The sequence below is a fragment of the Acuticoccus sp. I52.16.1 genome (assembly GCF_022865125.1).
Taxonomy (GTDB): Bacteria; Pseudomonadota; Alphaproteobacteria; order Rhizobiales; family Amorphaceae; genus Acuticoccus.
In genome coordinates this window covers 2,309,139-2,326,889 of the sequence record NZ_CP094828.1, presented here as the reverse complement: position 1 = coordinate 2,326,889, position 17,751 = coordinate 2,309,139, and the positions used below count along the sequence as shown (strand labels likewise).

The following is a 17,751-nucleotide window of genomic DNA, read 5'->3' as shown; positions in this document are numbered from 1 at the left end:
GCCGGTGAGGCCAGCCAAGGCGCCCCGGCCGCAACCGCAGGAGCAGCGCCGCGCCACGCCAGCCGCGCTCAGCGAGCGCGGTCGAGCCAGTCCTTGTAGTCGATGACGCCGTCGCGGATATCGGCGAATTTCGGCGTGAAGCCGAGCGTCTCGCGGGCGCGCGAAATGTCAAGCGGCGCGCCGCGGTCGAGGAACTTGCCCGGCCCCATCGTGACGCGGGTGTCGCGGCCGACGACGTCCTGCACCGCCGCGACGATGTCACGATGCGTCACTGCGTTGCCGTTGGAGATGTTGAAGGACTGACCCGCGATGCCGGGGGTGTCGAGGACACGGACGATCCCGGCCGCGGTGTCGCGCACATGGGTCCAGTCCATCATCTGGTCGCCGCCGGCCGGCGTCGACACGCCGTCGATCCCCTCGAGCGGCCCGAACAGCGCCTGGTAGAGGACGTGCATGCGCGACGGCAGCTTGCCGGGCCCGTAGACGGCAAAAAGGCGCGCGTTGCGCACGTCGATCCCGTAGGTCGCGCCGTATTGGAGCGCCAGCACTTCGTTGGCGATCTTCGTGGCGCAGTAGAGATCGGTCGCCATGTACGGCGTCTCTTCGGTCTGGCCGCCCGGATGATTGCCGTAGACTGCGCCCGAGGAGAGGTTGATGAACTTCGGCACGCCGAGGATGCGGCATGCCTCGATGACGTTGAGCATCCCCATCGTATTGATCTCGATGTGGCGGAACGGCCGGCGCGCGAAGTTCGGCCCGGCGATCACCGCGACGCCGAAGATCACGGCGTCGATCCGGCCGTCATAGGCGCGCATGCGCTCGAACAGGGTGTGGGTGTCGAGGACGTCGACCTCCTCGAGGGCGAAGCGGTCGCGGTAGGGCTCGAGATAGTCGATCCCGAGACTGTCGAACCGGCCGGCGCCGGCGTCGAAGATCGCGACGTCGTCGCCGCGCGCCACGAGGTCGTGGGCCACCCACGATCCGACATGACCGAGGGCACCGAAGACGAGCGTAGTCATGGTTTGATCCGTTTCTGGATGGTCAAAGCAGAAGTCCCGGCAGGCCGAGGACCAGCCACGGCACGAAGGTCACGAGGAGGAGGACGACGAAGAGCGGGATGTAGAATGGCGCCACCTCTTTGACGAGCACGCCGAACGGGATGTCGGCGACCTTCTGCACCGTGAAAAGCACCGTGCCGACCGGCGGCGTGATCAGGCCGATCATCAGGTTGATGATCATCACCACGCCGAAATGGACGGGGTCGATGCCGAACTTGGCGATGAGCGGCACAAGCAGCGGCGTCAGCATGAACAGCGCGGGCACCGCGTCGATGAAGCAGCCGACGACGAGCAGGAACACGTTGAGGAGGATGAGCAGCAGATACTTGTTGCCGATGTTGTTCGACAGGAAGTCGACGATCTGCGTGTTCACCTGATAGCGGGCCAACACCCAGGCGTAGAGCGCCGATCCGGCGATGATGAGGAGGAGTGTCGCGGTATCCTTCGCCGTCTCGAGGCAGATCACCCAGAACTGCCGCAGCGTGATCGTCCGGTAGACGAGGAAGGCCACCGCCATGCAGTAAACGAGCGCCACCGCCGACGCCTCGGTCGGCGTGAACAGGCCCGACAGGATGCCGGCGATGATGATCACCGGTGTCAGGATCGGCAGGATCCCGCGGCCGATCGCGGTGGCGAAGGTGCGCAGATCGACCCGCGGCCCGACCGGATATTTGCGCCGGTGCGAGATGATCGCGACGAGCACCATCAGGCTGACCCCCATCAGGATCCCCGGCAGGATCGAACCGATGAACACCGCCGCGATCGAGACGTTGGCGATGGCGCCGTAGATCACCGCGGCGATGCTCGGCGGGATGATCGGGCCGATGGTCGACGAGCTGACCGTGACGGCGGCGGCGAAGCCGCGGACGTAACCGTCCTTCTCCATCGCCTTCATCTGCACGGGACCGAGACCGCCCGCGTCGGCCACCGCCGATCCCGACATCCCGGCGAAGAGCATGCTGGAGAGCACGTTGACGTGGCCGAGGCCGCCGCGCACCGGACCGACGATGGCCCGCGCGATGTTGAAGACGCGATCGGCGATCCCCGAGTCGTTCATCAGCCGGCCGATGAGGAGGAAGGCCGGGATCGCGAGAAGGGTGAAGCTGTTGACGCCGTAGAGCGTGCGCTGGGCGAGCATCTCGAACGGGATCTCGCCGAGCCCGCGGGCGTAGGCGAGGACCGCGAGCGACGCGCCGATCAGCGAGAGGCCGACCGAGACGCCGAGAAACAGGAGGACGAGCAGCGTCCCGAACAGGGCGGCGAAGATGATCATTCGGCGTGGCGTCCCCGGTTGGGCCCGATGCCGGTCCACAGGCTGCGCAGCAGGAGAAGGAGCATCAGCGAGAGGCTGAGGCCCTGGATGGCGTAGAGCCAGGAAAACGAGATCGGCAGCGTCGCCAGCATCTGGTTGCGGCCATTGAGCACCTGGTCGAGCGCGCCGTAGGCGAGCGCCGCGGCGATGATCGCGGACAAGACGTTCGCGGCGAATTCGCATGCGCGCCGCGCCGACGGCGAGAGGTGATCGAGCAGCACCGTGATGCGGGTGTGCTCGGACCGGCGCTGGCACAACGCCGCGCCGATGAAGATCGAGGCGATGAACAGGCAGCGCGACGTCTCGTCCGTCCACGGTACGGCGGTGCCGATCGCATAACGCGCCGCGACCTGCAGGAACATCACGAAGAGAGCGCCGAGAAACGTCGCGACGGTGAGGATTTCGATGGTTTTCCAGAAGGCTTGCATATGACCCCGATGCGGCGAGCCCGCCCGCGGTGGCGGGTCGCGAGGTGACGGCGAAAGGGGCCGGCCGAGGCCGGCCCCGATGTTCGCGCTGGCCCGGATCAGTTCAGCTTGGAGAGGACGTAGTCGCGGACCTCCGGGGCGAAATTCGCCGCTGCGTTCTCCACCGCCGGCTTGGCGAGCGCGCGAAAGGCGGCGAGATCGGGCTCAGTCACCTCCATCCCTGCCTCCTCCAGCTTCGCGTAGAGCTCGTCAGCGCTCTGCGTGACCTGGACGTCGCCCCAGGCGATCGCTTCTTCGGCGGCGGCGTCGACGATGGCACGGTCGTCGTCCGACAGGCCCTGGTACCACTCGTTGTTGGCCAGCCAGTGGAAGAACGAATAGACGTGGTTCGTCTTCGCGACGTGGCTCTGCACCTCGAACAGCTTTGCCGAATAGATGATCTCGACCGGATTCTCCTCCATGTCGATGACGCCGGTCTGCAGCGAGGTGTAGACCTCGGGCCAGGCGATCGGGCTCGGCAGCGCGCCGATCCCCGACCACACGTCGATCCAGGTCTTCACCTCCGGCACGCGCATCCGCACGCCCTTCACGTCCTCCGGCCCGTTGACCGCGGAATTCGACGTCAGGACGCGTGGGTTGCGCAGCGACAGGCCGAGGAGATGCAGGTTGGCGTTCTCCTCGAACGCCTTCTGCACGGCAGCGCCCATGTCGCCTTCATAGACCTGGCGCGCCTCGTCCGAGGAAGACCAGACGAACGGCATGTCGGACGCGGCATATTTCGGTGCGTAGAGCGACATCGGCACCGAGCCGCCGAGAACGATCTGGTACTCGCCGCTCGAGCCGGCCTCGAGCTGGTCGCGTTCGCCTCCCACCTCGGCGCCGAGCACCGCCGTGGACATCGCGCCGCCCGACTTCTCCTCAATACCGGCGGCCATCTTCTCAGCCAGCTTGTACATCACGTTCGAAGGGTCGACGTGGACCGCGATCGCGACGTCCTGGGCGTGCGCCGCGGTGGACATGAGGCCGGCGGCGAGTGCCGCCAAGATCAGGTGTTTCATTTCGTCCGTCCTCCCTGAGGTGTTTTCTGGTTGCGCGCCGGCGAGCGCCCGGCGGTTCGTCGTGGGGTGGGCCTAGGCACCACCCCGCATGCGCCCGAAGTAGTCTGGGCTGCCCATCTGACCGCCCTTCAGGGCGACCTCGAGGCCGTCCGCTTCAGGCGCGTCGGCGTGGGCGCGGAACAGTGCGGCGCCTGGCGTATCGGTCGGCGCCAGCGCGGTCAGCGCGTAGACGCCGAGCTCCGTGGTGGCGTGGCTCGAGGTGTCGCCGCCGGCGATGATGCCGCGCCGCGCCCCGGTGCGGGCGAGCACGTCGGCGAGCAGACGGCCGAGTCCCTGGCCGATCAACGCGTTCACCGCACCGGTGTCGGCGCCGGCGACCGCGATCGCCGCGTTCAGGGCGGCGACCGCGCCATCGTCCGGGCCGCGCGCGGTGAACACTAGCGGGTCGGCGCCCTCGGACGCCGCCGCGGCCGCGCTGTCGGCCGCCGCCGCGAGCGCGGCCTGCCACGGCCGGCCCCCGACCGCCGCGGGCGCGACGTCGAGCCGGATGGCACGGAACCCGTTCGTCTCGGCCCAGGCGATCTGATCGGCCGTCACCGGTGAGCAGGAGCCGGAGACGCACGCGATCCGCGCGGCGCGCGGCATCACCGGCGGCGCGGCCGGCTCGGCGAGCAGCCCGGCAGCGTACCAGTGGGCGAGGAGCGCATAGTTCAGCCCCTGCGAGGCGATCGCGAACAGCCGTTGGCCACGGGTCTCCCAAACCAGGCGCCCGGCTTCGGCCAATGTCTCCGGATCGATTACGTCGAGCGAGACAATCCTGGCGCCGCGCTCCAGCTCCCTTGCCAGCGCCTCGCCGGCCGTGCCGCGCCGCATCGCGACGATGTCGACGAGACCGATCTCGGCGTCCGTCTGGCGCGCGAGGTGGCGACCGAGGTCGGCCTCGGTCATCGGCGTCACCGGGTGGCGGCTCATCGTCGGGTGGCGGTCGATGCGATAGCCGGTCGCGCCGACCGAAGCGAACAGGTTGCCGAACACCTGGAAGCGGCTGTTGCCGGGCGCGGCGACGAGCATCGGCGTCCAGCGCCCAGCCAGGATCGGGGCGGCGAGGTCGTAGGCGTGCCCGATCGAGCCCACGGTCGGCGAGGAATCGAACGTCGAGCACACTTTGTATTGGGTGATCGCCGCGCCGAGCCCCTCCAGGAAGCGGAACACCGGCGGCAGCTCGCGATCCATCCAAGCCGGGCTCTGGGAGCGGGCGATGCCGGCGATACCGACCGCGCCATAGCCGGCGAAGCGGGCGAGCTGGTCGGCTGTGGGGAGCCCCAGGAACAGCACCGCGCCGACGCCGCCGAAGGTCATCGCCTCGAGCACGCCGGAAGCGCCGGTGAAATCGTCGCCGTACCAGGCGAGCAACGGCCGATCGGTGGGCAGAGGACTCATGCGTACGTCTTCATCGCTTCCGCCAGCGGCCCGTGGTCTCTGGCGTATACGTCCAGAGGGATGCCGGCCATGGCGGCCTCCCACCCCTGCCGCAGGCTGGCGAGACCGTCGGCCGGACCGCCGGGATGAGCCATGATTCCGCCGCCGGCGAGATACATGAGGTCGTCGGTTCCGATCGCCGCGAAGGTGTCCGGTGCCTGCAAGGCCGTCTGCCCCGACGAGAACACCGGCATCACGGTGCACGGCTTGGCCTCGAACATCGGCGTGAGGCACTCCTTCGCGGAAGCGATGACGCTTTCGTCCGGCTCCGAGAACTTGTTGCGCAGGCCGTTGACGTGCATGTGGTCGGCTCCCGCGAGGCGCCAGAACTTCTGCCAGGCGAGGTACGACCAGCCGAGCAGCGGATGGCGCGAGAGGTAGCCCCAGCCGTTGCGATGGGCGTGGATCGGCAAAGCCGCGTGCCGGCGCAGCTCGACGAAGCCGACGAGTCCGACAGAGTTGAGGCTCGCCATCACGCAGGTTCCGCCGAGCCGCATGACGAGGTCGTGGCGGCGGCGCATCTGGTCGAGCTCGCCTGTCAGGTTGAACGCGTACATCAACTTCTTGCCGGTGCGGTCGGCGACCTCGTCGATCACCGCCATCACCGCCTCGACACGCGCCTCGAACGGGCAGGACGGTCCGTCGGATTGCAGCTCGTCGTCCTTGATGAAGTCGATGCCGGCCTCGGCGAGCGTCTTCACCAGCGCCGCGGTCTCGGCAGGGCTGAAGCCGACGCTGGGTTTGACGATCGTGCCGATCAACGGCCCCTCGGCGACCCCGGCGAGCCGCCGCGTTCCCGCGACGCCGAACTGCGGTCCCTGGTAGGCCTCCGCGAAGACGTCCGGAAGGCGGATGTCGAGCACACGCAGGCCCGACACCTGCTTCAACTCGGAGAGATTGCCGGAGACGGTCGCCATCAGGTTCGGCAGCGACGGGCCGAGATTGTCGATCGGCCAGGACAGCGTGACCTGCGCCCGCGTCACCTTCGCGTCGGCGGCGACGCCGGCGGTCGGAAGCGACGGCGCCTCTGCGGTACCGACGATCTCGAGCCGCTCGACCCGGGCCGCGGCGCGCGCCTTCAGCTCCTCCGTCTCGCCCGGCACCGGGCGGAACGTGCCGCTCGACTGCTCGCCGGCCATGGTCTCTGCCGCGACCTGAGGCTCGTAGGCGGTCTCGATGAGGTAGTCGGCTTCGATCCGTTCGACGCTCATGCTGTTCTCTTCGATGCTTCTCGGGCTGAGGGCTCGCGCATTCGTTCGGCGGGCGCACCTTGTCGCGCCGCCCCTCGGCGGTATGCTCGCGAGGGCGCACGGCGGGAGGGCATGTCTTGGAAGTCGACGGGCTGCGCTACTTCGTCCGCACCGTAGAGCTCGCGAGCATCTCGCGCGCCGCCCAATCGCTCGGTCTCTCGCAACCGGCAGTGAGCCGGCAGATCCGCCGGCTCGAGGACGAGCTGGGGCAACCTCTGCTCGTGCGGACGGGGCGCGGCGTGCGGCCGACGACGTCTGGACACCGCCTCGCCCTCGAAGCCGCGCTCATCCTCGCCGACCTCGACGCCATCGGCGAGGCGCTGCGGGACGAGGCGGCGCCGAGCGGAACGGTCAGTCTCGCGCTCCCCGTGAGCGTCGGCGATTCCCTGCTGCCGCGCATCCTGTCGATCGTCGACGCCCGTTTCCCGGAGTTGAAGCTGCGGGTGATTGAGGCGCTGAGCCCGGTTTCCGCCGATCTCGTGCGGAGCCGCTCCGCCGACTACGCGATCATCTACGCGGGCGCCGACGTGAGCGGGCTCGCATCCGAGCCGCTGGTCGAGGAGCCCCTTTGCTTCGTCAGCGCGCGCGACGCACCGGTCGCCGACGGCGCCGACCTTGCGGCGGTTCAGCGGATCAAGCTGATCCTGCCCGGCCCCAGCAGCGGTCTGCGCCGCATCCTCGATGCGCAGACCGCCCGGCTGGGGCTGAAGCTCGCGGTGGCGGTCGAACTCGACAGCGTGTCGGCGATCAAGAAGCTGGTCGCGGCGGGGCTCGGGCACTCGATCCTGCCGGCCTTCTCCGTCGCGCCCGAGGTCGCGGCCGGGCTGCTCGTCGTCCAGCCGATCCTGCGCCCGCGGCTCACCCGCACCCTGGCGCTCGCCCACCTCGCCGTGCGACCGCCGAGCCGCGAGATGATGGCGGTTCGCGCCGCCACCCTGGAGGCGATCGCTCAGTCCGTGTGACAGGGCGACGACGGCGACGCTCGCGCGGCGCAATCTCATCCGTACGCTCATTGCTTCCCCCGGAGCTGGCGAAGCGTTCTGCCGACCCGTCCTCCGGCTGCCGGAGATAAGGTCGATCCTCCACCTGGCTCGATCATCGGACCCTAAGTCAGAGAGGTGCTGCCCGGAACGCGCGGTGGGGTACTAGCAGATTTCAGAATTTGTAATGTCTGTTATGCTGGCTTGATGCCGACCTTCCGTCATCTGCGCAGCGTCATCGTCATCGCCGAAACCGGCAGCGCGACCAAGGCCGCCCGGCTTCTTGGCACGGTACCCTCCGCTCTCACCGCCGACGTCGCCGCGCTCGAGGCCGAGTACGGGTGCCGCCTCTTCGAGCGCGACGGCCGCGGAATGCATCCGACCGAAAAGGGACGCGAACTGTCGCGTCGGGCCGAGCAGGTGCTCGCCTCGCTGCGTGCGCTCGAGCGTGGGATCAAAGTGCCGACTTCCGCGATCCGTGGCCGGGTGCGGCTGGGGCTTCTCGCGAGCCTGGCACCCTCGATCGCGCCTCCGACCGTCGCCGAGGTGGCGGCCCGGTTTCCCGATGTCGGCCTCACGCTGGTCGGTGCGCAAAGCGGCGATCTGGCAGATGGCCTCGCGTCGGGAACGCTCGATCTCGCATCGCTCTACCGCGACGAGATTCTGCCGATCCACGCCGCGGGGCCGTTCTGGCGCGATGACCTCGTCCTCGTCGGCTCGCAGACGTTGGTGGCGGATCACGCGGTGACGATCGAGGCCGCGCTCGCCCTGCCGCTCGCCCTCCCGAGCCCGCGGCATGGTCTTCGCCGTCTGGTCGAGCGGGCCGCCGCCGCGCGCAGTCTTTCCGTGGCGCCGAGGGTGGAGGTCGATGCGCCGACCGCGCTGCCCGCGCTGCTCGCCACGGGCGAGGTCGCGGCCATCGTCGCTGCGAGCCGGCGCCAGGCGCTCGACGCACACCTCGTTCAGGCGCCGATCGCCGGCCTTGCGCGCGAGGTCACCATTGCGAGGCTGCGCGGAACTCGGCTCCCTGCGGTGCTCGCGGTCGAGGAGATCGTGCGCCGTGTCGCGGACGAGCTGTTCGCGGGCGGCGCAGCACATGCCGTCGCGCAGCGTCCGGGACCGTAACCGACTCTCCCCTCTAACGGGGTCCCTCGTTCCACGCGAGTCTACACATCCGGACTGACGATCTGAGAGCCACCGACCGCCTGCGTCGTCGGGAAAATGTCAATCCGAGACAGGTCGACGTGCGCCGGCATGGTCAGCGCCGCGACCAGTGTTGCGGCCACGTCGTCCGGGAGAAGCGGCTCGTAGGCCTCGTAGAAGGTTCGGCGCGCCGCCTCCATGTCCATCGCGTCGCGATAGAGGCGGGTCGCGACGCGCCCCGGCGCGATCTCAGTGACACGCACGTTCGTGCCGAGTAGATCGCATCGCAGCGCCTGGGCGAAGAGCGACACGCCGGCTTTCGTAGCCCCATACACTGCGAGTTGGCCGTGCGGGACAAAGCCCGCGCTGGAGCCGATGAAGGCGATGTGTCCACGCCGGCGTTCCAGCATACCCGCGAGGCAATGCTGCGTCAGGAGCACCGCCGCGCGGAAATTGACGTCGATCATTGCGTCGATGTCCGGGACGGGCTGATCCTGAACCTTGCTGTGGGACGGGATCACACCCGCGTTGTTGACGAGGACGTCGACCGCATAGGGCGCCAGTTCGGCGGCCATTCGCTCCCGGTCCCTGATGTCACAGGCGATGGGAATCATCCCACATTCGCCGCCGAGGGCATCGAGCGCTGCGCCGTCGCGACCGACCCCGACGACCGTTAGCCCGATCCCCGCGAGTGCCCGGACTATGGCCGCGCCGATCCCGCTGGACGCGCCGGTCACGAGCGCCGTCGCGCCGGTCCAGTCCTGTGGTTTCATGAACTTGGTCCTCATAGGGCCATGAAGGCCTGGCGGGGGAAGCGGGACAGTTGCCGTGGCCGCTCGGCTTCCATGACGAAGGTATCGGCGACGTAACCGAGCGGTCCGGCAAGCTTCGAATGAATCATCGGGTGAAGCGCGACGACCATCCCCGGCTCGAAGGTTTGCTCACCCGGATCGCCCCGGACGATCATCGGCTGCTCGATCACGTCCTGGCCGATGGCGTGGCCGGACGCAGGGCACACCTCGAAGGCGGGATCGACCCCCTCCTCCAGTGCGCGCTGCACCTCGCGCCCGACCGTGCCGGGGCAGAGCGCCCTGAGGCCCGCTGTCGTGCTCGCCTCGCAAAGCTCGGCCATCTCGCCGGCCGAAGCGCCGGAAAAGCCGACGATGCGGCAGAACTCGACCCAATGTCCCGATGGGCCGGTCAACTCCAGAGAGAAGCAGAAGGGCGCGTCCGGTGCGATCTCACGCGCGGCCGGCGCTGTGATCCGCGGCACGGCGCCACCCGGCCCCTTCTCCGAGTACATCGTCAGGAAAAGCGTCTCGACGGCGCCCAGCGCGGTCGCCGTCCGCAACATTTCGGCGTGAACGTCGAGATGGGTTCGCCCCGGACGCGCGATGTCGAGAAGTCGCGCAAAGCAGGCGTCGGCGATGGTGGCAGCCTCCGCAACGCCGACGAGTTCGGCGGGGCTCTTGAAGCGGCGCACCCGCTCGAACATCGCGTCCGCGGAGACGAACCGGGTCATCGGCAGCGCTTCGACCAACGCGGCATGGTCGCTGACGCGCATGGCCTGATCCATCGCAACGAGGCCGACCCGGTGATGACGCGGAAATGCGGCGATGACCTGAGCCAGCGTCGACCCCGGGGTCGGAGAGAACCGCTTGTCGCTCACCCAGTCGCTCAGCGTGTCGTAGGCGAGGACGGGGTGCAGGACGGCGACGGGGTCCCCCTCCACAGGCAGCACCGCATAACCGAAGCGGTGGAAAGGCTGCATGTCGGTGACGTAGCGCAGGCCACCCTTCTGCCCGCGGAAGTCCGATCCGGCCACGACGAGAGCGTCGAGCCCATCCTCCCGCATCGCGACCCGAAGCGCGGCCCAGCGGCGGTCGCGCTCGGCGTGGCTGGCATAATCCATCATCGCGGATTCCTTTAAAGGCCGAACATTCGCGGCAACCAGAGCGATAGGCCGGGGACCAGCGTCACGAGTGCGAGCGTGACGAGCTGCGCGACGAAGATCACCGGCATTTGCCGCGAGATTTGCGCCAGCGACACCCTGCCGACCGCGCACGCGACGAAGAGGTTCACACCGACCGGCGGCGTCGTCTGGCCGATCGCGATGTTCACGAGCAGGATCACGCCGAAATGTGTCGGGTCGACCCCGAGGCGTATCGCGATCGGCAGCATGATCGGCGCGAAGATGTAGGTAATGGAGATCCCGTCGATCACGCAGCCGGCGACAAGGACGATGACGTTCACCGCCAGAAGGAAGAGGAGCGGATTGTCCGACAGCGTCGACAGCATGCCGCCGAAGGCCGCCGCGATGCCTTGCGTGTTGAGGAGGAAGGAGAACACCGAGGCGGAGGCGACGATGATCATGATCACGCCCGTGGTGCGGGCCGACCGAATTATGATCCGTGCGACGTCCCGAACCGACAGGTCGCGGTACACGACGACAGCGACGAACAGCGCATAGATGACGACGGCGGTCGCCACTTCACCCGGCGTGAAAACCCCACCATAGAGGCCGCCGAGTATGATCACCGGTGCGAGCAATCCCCAGAAGGCGCGGCCGAAGGCGCGGGCGACGTTGCGAACATAGCCGCATGCAAGTTCGTTCGGCGCGGTTGCAACCGAATCCCCGCCATCGACGCCGGCCGCCGGCGCGTCGCCTTGATCCCACCCGTTGCGGCGCGCCTTGACGTAGGCGACGACCGCGAGCGCCAACGCCAGGAGGATCCCCGGCAGGACGCCCGCCACGAACAGCTTGCTGACCGAAACACGCGCGACGACGCCGTAGATGATAAAACCGAGCGATGGCGGGAAGACGAGGCCGAGTGCCCCCGTCGCCGCAACGAGAGCGCTGGCGAAGGCCCGACTGTAGCCGCGTTTCTCCATCGCCGGAATCAGCGGTGCCCCCAACGCCGCCGTATCCGCCGGGCCGGAGCCGGAGATGCCCGCGAAGAAGAGGCCGACGCCGACGGTGACGAAGGCAAGACCGGCGCGAAGCCGCCCCACGATCGCGAGGGCGAGTTCGATGAGCCGGCTGCCGATCTGCGAGTCCGCAAGGATGTTGCCGGCCAGCACGAAGACTGGGATCGCGATGAGACTGAACGAGTTGATGCTCGATGAAACCGTGCTCGCGACCACGCGCAGCGGTTCGAGGTCGAGCAGGATGATCGCGGCGATCGACGTGGCACCGAGGGCCAGGTAGATCGGGAGCCCCAGGACCAGGGTCACGAAGAACCCGCCCAGGAGAGCAACGGCGACGACGCTCATGATGCTTTGAGGAGCTTACGCATGACGCCGAGGAAGCGTGCCAGAGCGATCGCCGAAGCCACCGGCAGCGCCGCCGTGACGATCCACGCCGGGTAACCGAATGCCGACATCGTGCCGCGACGCATCTGTGCAGCGGTCAGTTCCCACCCGGTCCAGAGCACAACGCCGAAGAAGAGGATGCCGGCGAGGACGTAGAACCAGTCGAGCAGTCGCTTGAAGACGGGCGGAGCACAATCGTGCAAGAGCGTCAGGCCGAGGTGCGCGCCGTGGCGTACGCCGGCGGCCGCTGCAACGAGGGCGAGCCACACGAAGAGATCCGGCAAGAGGATGTCGAGGTAGGCGATGTTGACACCCGGCAGGGCGTAGCGCGCCACGACAGAAGCGGCAGACAGCCCCACGATTCCGGACAGCAGCGCGAAGAGCAGCCAATCCTCCGGAGCAAATCCGCCGTCATCCACGCGGCCGCCCTCGTCGATCGTGGACGGGAGCGGCGGCGTACCGCTCCCGTTTGAAGGGCCGACCGAGGACTTATTCGGCTGCAACGGCGGCCTCGAGCTTCTCGAGGTTCTCCTCCCCGACGATCGGCGCCCACTCCTTGCGGATCGTCGGATAGACGATCTCCCTGAATGCTTCGAAGTCCACCTCTTCGAACGGCGTCACGGTCATGCCTCGCTCGGTCCGCAGAAGCTCCGGCATCGTCTTGTCGGCCTCGACGGCGATGGCGCGCTGGGTGTCGCGTGCGACGACGGCCGCATCGCGCAGGATCTGCTGATCGCCCTCACACATGCCGGCGAAAGTGGCTTCGTTCATCAACAGGATCAGCGGATCATAGACGTAGTTCCAGATCGCGACATAGTCCTGAACGTTGTAGAAGCTTGACGTTTCGATTTCAGACAGCGGATTTTCTTGACCCTCGACAACGCCTTGTTGCAGGGCCGGATAGAGTTCGCTGAAGCTCATCGTGATCGGATCTGCGCCGAGGAGGCCGACCGCCCGGATGAAAAGCTTCGATCCCGCAACGCGGATCTTCATGCCTTTCATATCGGCCGGCGTCTTCACCTTTTTGGACTTGTTCGTCAGCTGGCGGAAGCCGTTGACGCCCCAACCGATCGGCTCCAGCCCCTTCTCGCGCGCCCAGCCTTCCATGATCGTGCCGATCTCTCCGTCGACGACGCGTGCGGCCACCTCGTGGCTCGGCACCAGGAACGGCATGTTGATGAGATCGAACCGGTTGTCGAGGAACAGCGCGACGAGAAGCGTCGACGTCAACGTCGCATCGGCGATACCGTCGAGCACACCGTCGATCTCGGCCTTCGGGCTGCCAGAAAAGAGCTGCCGGTCCGAGTAGGCACGGATGCTGATCCGGCCTTCGCTCTTGTCCTCGACTTCGGCCTTGAAGGCCTCGACCCACTTGGTCCAGTCGGAGGCGATCGGTGAGCCGTAGCTCAGCCGGATCTGGGTGTCGGCGCACTCCTGCGCGACGGCGGTCCCGGCAAGGGAAGCGATTGCCGCGGCGGCGGCGAGGCGGGTCCAGAAGGGTGTCATAGAGTCCTCAAGGCTGGCGGACAGGGGAAGGAATTTGCGCAGCACCGGCAGTCGGTGCGGCGGGAGGGACGGCGAGTGCGACCGGCGTTCGCGGCAGACGGGAGAGCGGCGTGGTCCCCTCTTCACCGATGACGAAGGTGTCGCAGAGGCAGGCGCCTACGCCGCCGTCGGCCGTGACGATGTGCGGGTGGAGGGCGACGACCATACCGGCGGCGAGCGGCGTCGGGTCATCCCCGCCGATGACCGGGAGATCATGGTCGATGCCGACGCCGTGACCGGCCCAGAGGCCGGAGGTGACGCCGTGGCGACGCAGTACCGCCGCAATGTCGGCGAAGGCCTCGGAGGCCGCGCGGCCAGGGCGCAGAGCGGCGCCGGCCACTTCGATCGCTTCGACAGCCGCCGCGGCGACGGCGATCTGGTCGGGTCCGAGCGTTCCGACCGTCACCAGTCGGGCAAGTTCGACCCAGTATCCGTCCGGATCGGAAAACTCGACGAACACCGTGAGAAGATCACCATCCCGCGGCGGCACTCCGTCGGGCCGATGCAGGAAATGCGGCCCCGGGCTGGCATAGACGAGAATTTCGTGTGCGCCCGAGGCGCGCAGCGCCGCCTCGGCATCTCCGGCCGCGGCGGCGAGCGTCTTGCCGTCTCGGAGCGATGCCGTGAAGACCTCGAAGGCCTCGTCCGCAGTCCGTCCCGCGTGTTGCATCGCGACGATGTCGTCGGCGCTCTTCACCATCTTGATCGGCATCAGCACATCGGCTCCGTCGACGAAGGTGGCAGCCGGAGCGGCGGCCACCCAGCGCGCGAACTCTGCCGCGGGGACGACATCTTCCAGCCCGACCACACCGACGGTCCCCTCCCCGGCCATGGCCGCGATCAATGCGGCGAGGCTGTTGGGTGCCGATCCGAAGGCTGCGACCCGGACGTCGCGCAGTGGGGTCCGACCCGCACTGAGGGCGATGTCGGACGGCGTGGTCACGGCCAGGATCGGCTCGCCCGACAGAGCGACGATGGTGGCCGCGTTACGCAGTACCGGGGTGTAGCCGGAGAGGTAATGCTGGGCGCCGAACTCGGCGATGTTGCCGCGGCCGACGACGACGAGACAGTCGATCTCGGCGTCGGCCATACGCTCGCGGATCGCGGCAAGGCGGCGCTCGAGTGTCGGGCGATCGAGGGCGGGGCGGCGCGTGGGAAGGCTCATTGGCCCATGCTCCTGGGCAGGAAGGTCACGAGATCCGGAAAGGCGAACAGGATCGCAACGGTGGCGAGTTCGAACGGGATGAACCAGGCGAGACCGCGAAATGCCTCTTCGACACGCACGCCGGTCGCTCGCCCGGAGATGACAAACGCGTTGATCCCGACGGGGGGCGTGATGAGGCCGATCTCGATCATCTTCACGAGCATCACGCCGAACCAGACGCCGTCGTAACCGAGATTTGTGACGAGTGGATAGACCAGCGGCGTGGTGATCAATAGGATCGAGATCCCGTCCAGGAACATGCCGAGCGGCAGGTAGATCGCGAGGATCGCGACCATCACCAGCCACGCCGGAGCATCGAGGGCGAGCACGAACTCGGACAGAACTCGCGGCACGCCCGCCAGTGAGAGAAAGGCGGTGAAGATCGAGGCCCCGACGACGATGAAGAAGGTCATCGAGGTCAGCGAGGCCGTCTCCTTGAACGCCTCCACGATCCCGGCGAGACCCGGCCCCCAGGCCTTCCGCGCCTCCGCCAGAGCGAAGACGAAGGCGACGACGGCGCCGAGGGCCGCGGCTTCGGACGGGGTGGCGATGCCGGCATAGATGCTGCCGACCGCCACCAGGAAAAGGACGCCCGTCTTCCCCACCCCGCTGACCGCCGTCGCGAGGGTGCCGCTCTCGACATCGGCCGCTGCCCGGCGGGGCGCGACGGCGGGATCGATGACCACGCGCAACATCGCGGCCGTCATCATCATCACGAGCGAGAGGAGGCCCGGCACGATGCCTGCGATCAGCAGTGCGCCAATCGATTCGCCGGCGACGATCCCGTAGAGCACGAGCACGATGGACGGTGGGATCAGGATCCCGAGCGTCCCGGCGGTGCCGACGATCCCCGCGCAGAAGTCGTTGGCATAACCGTAGCGGCGCATCTCGGCGATCGCGAACCGTCCGATGCTCGCGGCGGTCGCCACGCTCGACCCTGTGACGGCCGCGAAGAAGCCGCAGGCGACAATCGTAGCGAGGCCCAGCCCGGCGGGGAGCCGACTGAGCCAGCGCGCCGCCGCCGCGTAGAGACCGGTCGCGATCCCGGCCTTCACCGCAAGCATCCCCATCGCGATGAAGAGCGGGACCGCGACCAGGTCGATGCTGCTGGTGGCCGTGAAAGCGGTGGCAGACAGCGTCTTGGTGGCTACCGTCTCGTTGCGAATGGCCCAGAGGCCCACGCCGCCGACCGCGGCCAGCGCGATCGCGACCGGCACACGCACGACAAGAAGGAGGACGAGACCGGCGAGGGCGACACCGCCGACACCGAGCGGACCGAGAGCCTGGATCATGCCACGCCCTCGGTGAAGTCGCTGGAGGGAAGCGGCGCACCGTTGAGAATGCGCTTCAGGTCCACCAGGAGTTCCAGGATGAGGACCGTGAGCCCGATCGCAATCGCAAACCGTGCTGGCCAGATCGGCACTGCGACGAGGCCGAACCGGTACTCCCCACGCGCAAAGGCCGTGAGGGCGGCGTCCCAGGCCGCGCAGGCGAACCACAGCGTGACGCCGAGGCAGACGAGGATCGCGATGAAGTGGGCACCGCGCTGCCAGCGGCCGCCCAGCCTGTCGACCACCATCGACAGGCTGACATGTTCCTGACGGCGCTGCGCCATCGCCAGACCGAGGTAGACGATGGCCACGAGCGTCACCTCCGTGACCTCGAGGACGCCGGGCACGGAGGCACCGGCGAGATTGCGCGCCGCCACATCGAGTACGACAAGTCCGACGACGGCGACGACGCACAGCGTCGACAGGATCGTGAGCGCGGCGGACAGGAGGCGTACCGGCGTGACGTCACGCTCACGCGTGGGGCCAGTGGGTGAAGCGGGAAGCTGGGTCACGTTGGATCTGGTGCCCTAAATCGTCGGGATCAGGACGGGCTGCGCTCTGCGCACTGAACGACACCCGACGTGTAGTCGGTTTCGGCCTCATACTCGGCGACGAGTTCGGCCCATTGGTCGGCGACCGCCTGAGCCGGGAGGCCGCGCGCCTCACGTTCGGCGATCCAGTTCGACAGGATGTCGTCGCCGAGCATCTCCTTCCAGCGCTCCACCTCGGCGGCGGGCAGCAGAGTGGCCGTGCCGCCGGCCGCGAGAATGGTGTCGCACACGGCGGTCTCGGCCTCGGTCATCACGGCCGCGGAGCGCAGGCTCGCTTCCTTGCTGACCTCGCCGATGATCGCCTTCAGGTCGTCCGGCAGGCCGTCGTAAATGTCCTTGTTCATCAGGAAGACGCCCTGGGAAAAGGCCCCCATGCCGACACCCGTGAGGTGCGGTCCGACCTCGTAGAGCTTCAGATCGCCGAGCACCTCGAAGATCACGCCGGAATAGGCATCGAGCACGCCGCGCTTGACCGCTTCGTAGATCTCGGCGCCGGACATCCCAGTGGGGCTCGCTCCCGCTGCGGCGAGCGCCTGGGAGAGGTAGCCGAAGGCGCGGATCTTCATGCCTTCGAGATCTTCCAGCTTGGTGATCGGCATCTTGGCACCGATCGACGCGCCACCGACCGGCGGCGCAAACAAAAGCTGCACACCGCGCTGGTCGAACTCCGCCTTCACGTCGGCATTCGTGGCGTAGAGCTCCTCGAGCGCCCGGCCCCAGGCGACCACGTTCTCCGTCATGAACGGGATCTCGGTGATCGTTGCGAGCGGCATGTCGGAAGGGTTGTAGGACGGCGTGGTCCAGACGATCGTCGCACGCCCGTCGCCGGCGGCGGCCAATTGGTCCGGCGCCTTCACGAGCGACTGGGAATAGAAGAAGTTCACCACCTCGATGCGGCCTTCCGAGCGCGACTTCACTTCGTCGGCCCACCATTTGAAGACCTGCATCTGCGGCCCGCTCGGACCGAGGTGGGACGCGAAATCGATCGCGACCTCCTGCGCCGCAACCGGCATGGAGAAGGGCAGTGCCGCGAGCGCGCAGAACACCGTCGCGCGGAGAACGTTTGCGAGAGCTTTCGGGGTCGTCATGGGCGAGGTCCT

General features: G+C 67.9%; 17 protein-coding genes. 2 read left to right on the top strand and 15 right to left on the bottom strand.

Annotation, left to right across the window (positions count from 1 at the left end; translation table 11 throughout):
- Positions 1 to 68: 68 nt before the first annotated feature.
- The 6 genes from MRB58_RS10540 to MRB58_RS10515 form a co-directional block, all read right to left on the bottom strand.
- The gene (locus MRB58_RS10540; RefSeq protein WP_244781666.1) at positions 69 to 1,019 is read right to left on the bottom strand and encodes an NAD(P)-dependent oxidoreductase; all 951 of its coding nucleotides are present in this window, start codon (positions 1,017 to 1,019) and stop codon (positions 69 to 71) included.
- Positions 1,020 to 1,041: 22 nt separating this feature from the next.
- Positions 1,042 to 2,331 (bottom strand): TRAP transporter large permease, encoded by a 1,290-nt coding sequence (locus MRB58_RS10535; protein WP_244781665.1) that lies wholly within the window; start codon positions 2,329 to 2,331, stop codon positions 1,042 to 1,044.
- Positions 2,328 to 2,798: a TRAP transporter small permease gene (locus MRB58_RS10530; RefSeq protein WP_244781664.1), complete on the bottom strand. Its 471-nt coding sequence runs from the start codon at positions 2,796 to 2,798 to the stop codon at positions 2,328 to 2,330. The genes MRB58_RS10535 and MRB58_RS10530 overlap by 4 nt, the downstream gene beginning before the upstream one ends.
- A gap of 98 nt (positions 2,799 to 2,896) precedes the next feature.
- Complete coding sequence (locus MRB58_RS10525) at positions 2,897 to 3,856, bottom strand: TRAP transporter substrate-binding protein (RefSeq protein WP_244781663.1); 960 nt, start codon at positions 3,854 to 3,856, stop codon at positions 2,897 to 2,899.
- A 72-nt stretch (positions 3,857 to 3,928) separates the two neighbouring features.
- Entirely contained in the window at positions 3,929 to 5,296 is a 1,368-nt protein-coding gene (locus MRB58_RS10520; RefSeq protein WP_244781662.1) for a four-carbon acid sugar kinase family protein, read from the bottom strand.
- Positions 5,293 to 6,546, bottom strand: a complete 1,254-nt coding sequence (locus tag MRB58_RS10515) for a ribulose-bisphosphate carboxylase large subunit family protein (protein WP_244781661.1) — start codon at positions 6,544 to 6,546, stop codon at positions 5,293 to 5,295. Before MRB58_RS10515 ends, MRB58_RS10520 begins: the two co-directional genes overlap by 4 nt.
- 116 nt (positions 6,547 to 6,662) lie before the next feature.
- Between MRB58_RS10515 and MRB58_RS10510 the strand changes: the two genes are divergently transcribed.
- The gene (locus tag MRB58_RS10510; protein WP_244781660.1) at positions 6,663 to 7,547 is read left to right on the top strand and encodes a LysR family transcriptional regulator; all 885 of its coding nucleotides are present in this window, start codon (positions 6,663 to 6,665) and stop codon (positions 7,545 to 7,547) included.
- 225 nt (positions 7,548 to 7,772) lie between these two features.
- Positions 7,773 to 8,690 (top strand): LysR family transcriptional regulator, encoded by a 918-nt coding sequence (locus MRB58_RS10505; RefSeq protein ID WP_244781659.1) that lies wholly within the window; start codon positions 7,773 to 7,775, stop codon positions 8,688 to 8,690.
- Positions 8,691 to 8,731: 41 nt separating this feature from the next.
- Here the strand turns inward: MRB58_RS10505 and MRB58_RS10500 are convergent, their stop codons facing one another.
- From MRB58_RS10500 to dctP, 9 genes are all read right to left on the bottom strand, one after another.
- Entirely contained in the window at positions 8,732 to 9,481 is a 750-nt protein-coding gene (locus MRB58_RS10500) for an SDR family oxidoreductase (protein ID WP_244781658.1), read from the bottom strand.
- An 11-nt stretch (positions 9,482 to 9,492) separates the two neighbouring features.
- Positions 9,493 to 10,623 (bottom strand): Xaa-Pro peptidase family protein, encoded by a 1,131-nt coding sequence (locus tag MRB58_RS10495; protein WP_244781657.1) that lies wholly within the window; start codon positions 10,621 to 10,623, stop codon positions 9,493 to 9,495.
- 11 nt (positions 10,624 to 10,634) lie between these two features.
- A complete protein-coding gene (locus tag MRB58_RS10490; RefSeq protein WP_244781656.1) occupies positions 10,635 to 11,981 on the bottom strand; it encodes a TRAP transporter large permease in 1,347 nt (448 codons plus the stop codon).
- The gene (locus tag MRB58_RS10485) at positions 11,978 to 12,439 is read right to left on the bottom strand and encodes a TRAP transporter small permease (RefSeq protein WP_244781655.1); all 462 of its coding nucleotides are present in this window, start codon (positions 12,437 to 12,439) and stop codon (positions 11,978 to 11,980) included. Before MRB58_RS10485 ends, MRB58_RS10490 begins: the two co-directional genes overlap by 4 nt.
- Before the next feature lie 70 nt (positions 12,440 to 12,509).
- Positions 12,510 to 13,526: a TRAP transporter substrate-binding protein gene (locus tag MRB58_RS10480; RefSeq protein ID WP_244781654.1), complete on the bottom strand. Its 1,017-nt coding sequence runs from the start codon at positions 13,524 to 13,526 to the stop codon at positions 12,510 to 12,512.
- A 7-nt stretch (positions 13,527 to 13,533) separates the two neighbouring features.
- Positions 13,534 to 14,730: a Xaa-Pro peptidase family protein gene (locus MRB58_RS10475; RefSeq protein WP_244781653.1), complete on the bottom strand. Its 1,197-nt coding sequence runs from the start codon at positions 14,728 to 14,730 to the stop codon at positions 13,534 to 13,536.
- Complete coding sequence (locus tag MRB58_RS10470; protein WP_244781652.1) at positions 14,727 to 16,061, bottom strand: TRAP transporter large permease; 1,335 nt, start codon at positions 16,059 to 16,061, stop codon at positions 14,727 to 14,729. Before MRB58_RS10470 ends, MRB58_RS10475 begins: the two co-directional genes overlap by 4 nt.
- Entirely contained in the window at positions 16,058 to 16,612 is a 555-nt protein-coding gene (locus tag MRB58_RS10465) for a TRAP transporter small permease (protein WP_244781651.1), read from the bottom strand. Before MRB58_RS10465 ends, MRB58_RS10470 begins: the two co-directional genes overlap by 4 nt.
- 29 nt (positions 16,613 to 16,641) lie before the next feature.
- Positions 16,642 to 17,739 (bottom strand): TRAP transporter substrate-binding protein DctP, encoded by a 1,098-nt coding sequence (gene dctP, locus MRB58_RS10460; RefSeq protein WP_244781650.1) that lies wholly within the window; start codon positions 17,737 to 17,739, stop codon positions 16,642 to 16,644.
- Positions 17,740 to 17,751 lie beyond the last annotated feature (12 nt).

Bases quoted from the DNA above. Each gene is read 5' to 3' on its own strand.
- MRB58_RS10540 (WP_244781666.1), bottom strand. From the start codon at position 1,019: ATGACTACGCTCGTCTTCGGTGCCCTCGGTCATGTCGGATCGTGGGTG.
- MRB58_RS10535 (WP_244781665.1), bottom strand. From the start codon at position 2,331: ATGATCATCTTCGCCGCCCTGTTCGGGACGCTGCTCGTCCTCCTGTTT.
- MRB58_RS10530 (WP_244781664.1), bottom strand. From the start codon at position 2,798: ATGCAAGCCTTCTGGAAAACCATCGAAATCCTCACCGTCGCGACGTTT.
- MRB58_RS10525 (WP_244781663.1), bottom strand. From the start codon at position 3,856: ATGAAACACCTGATCTTGGCGGCACTCGCCGCCGGCCTCATGTCCACC.
- MRB58_RS10520 (WP_244781662.1), bottom strand. From the start codon at position 5,296: ATGAGTCCTCTGCCCACCGATCGGCCGTTGCTCGCCTGGTACGGCGAC.
- MRB58_RS10515 (WP_244781661.1), bottom strand. From the start codon at position 6,546: ATGAGCGTCGAACGGATCGAAGCCGACTACCTCATCGAGACCGCCTAC.
- MRB58_RS10505 (WP_244781659.1), top strand. From the start codon at position 7,773: ATGCCGACCTTCCGTCATCTGCGCAGCGTCATCGTCATCGCCGAAACC.
- MRB58_RS10500 (WP_244781658.1), bottom strand. From the start codon at position 9,481: ATGAAACCACAGGACTGGACCGGCGCGACGGCGCTCGTGACCGGCGCG.
- MRB58_RS10495 (WP_244781657.1), bottom strand. From the start codon at position 10,623: ATGATGGATTATGCCAGCCACGCCGAGCGCGACCGCCGCTGGGCCGCG.
- MRB58_RS10490 (WP_244781656.1), bottom strand. From the start codon at position 11,981: ATGAGCGTCGTCGCCGTTGCTCTCCTGGGCGGGTTCTTCGTGACCCTG.
- MRB58_RS10480 (WP_244781654.1), bottom strand. From the start codon at position 13,526: ATGACACCCTTCTGGACCCGCCTCGCCGCCGCCGCGGCAATCGCTTCC.
- MRB58_RS10475 (WP_244781653.1), bottom strand. From the start codon at position 14,730: ATGAGCCTTCCCACGCGCCGCCCCGCCCTCGATCGCCCGACACTCGAG.
- MRB58_RS10470 (WP_244781652.1), bottom strand. From the start codon at position 16,061: ATGATCCAGGCTCTCGGTCCGCTCGGTGTCGGCGGTGTCGCCCTCGCC.
- dctP (WP_244781650.1), bottom strand. From the start codon at position 17,739: ATGACGACCCCGAAAGCTCTCGCAAACGTTCTCCGCGCGACGGTGTTC.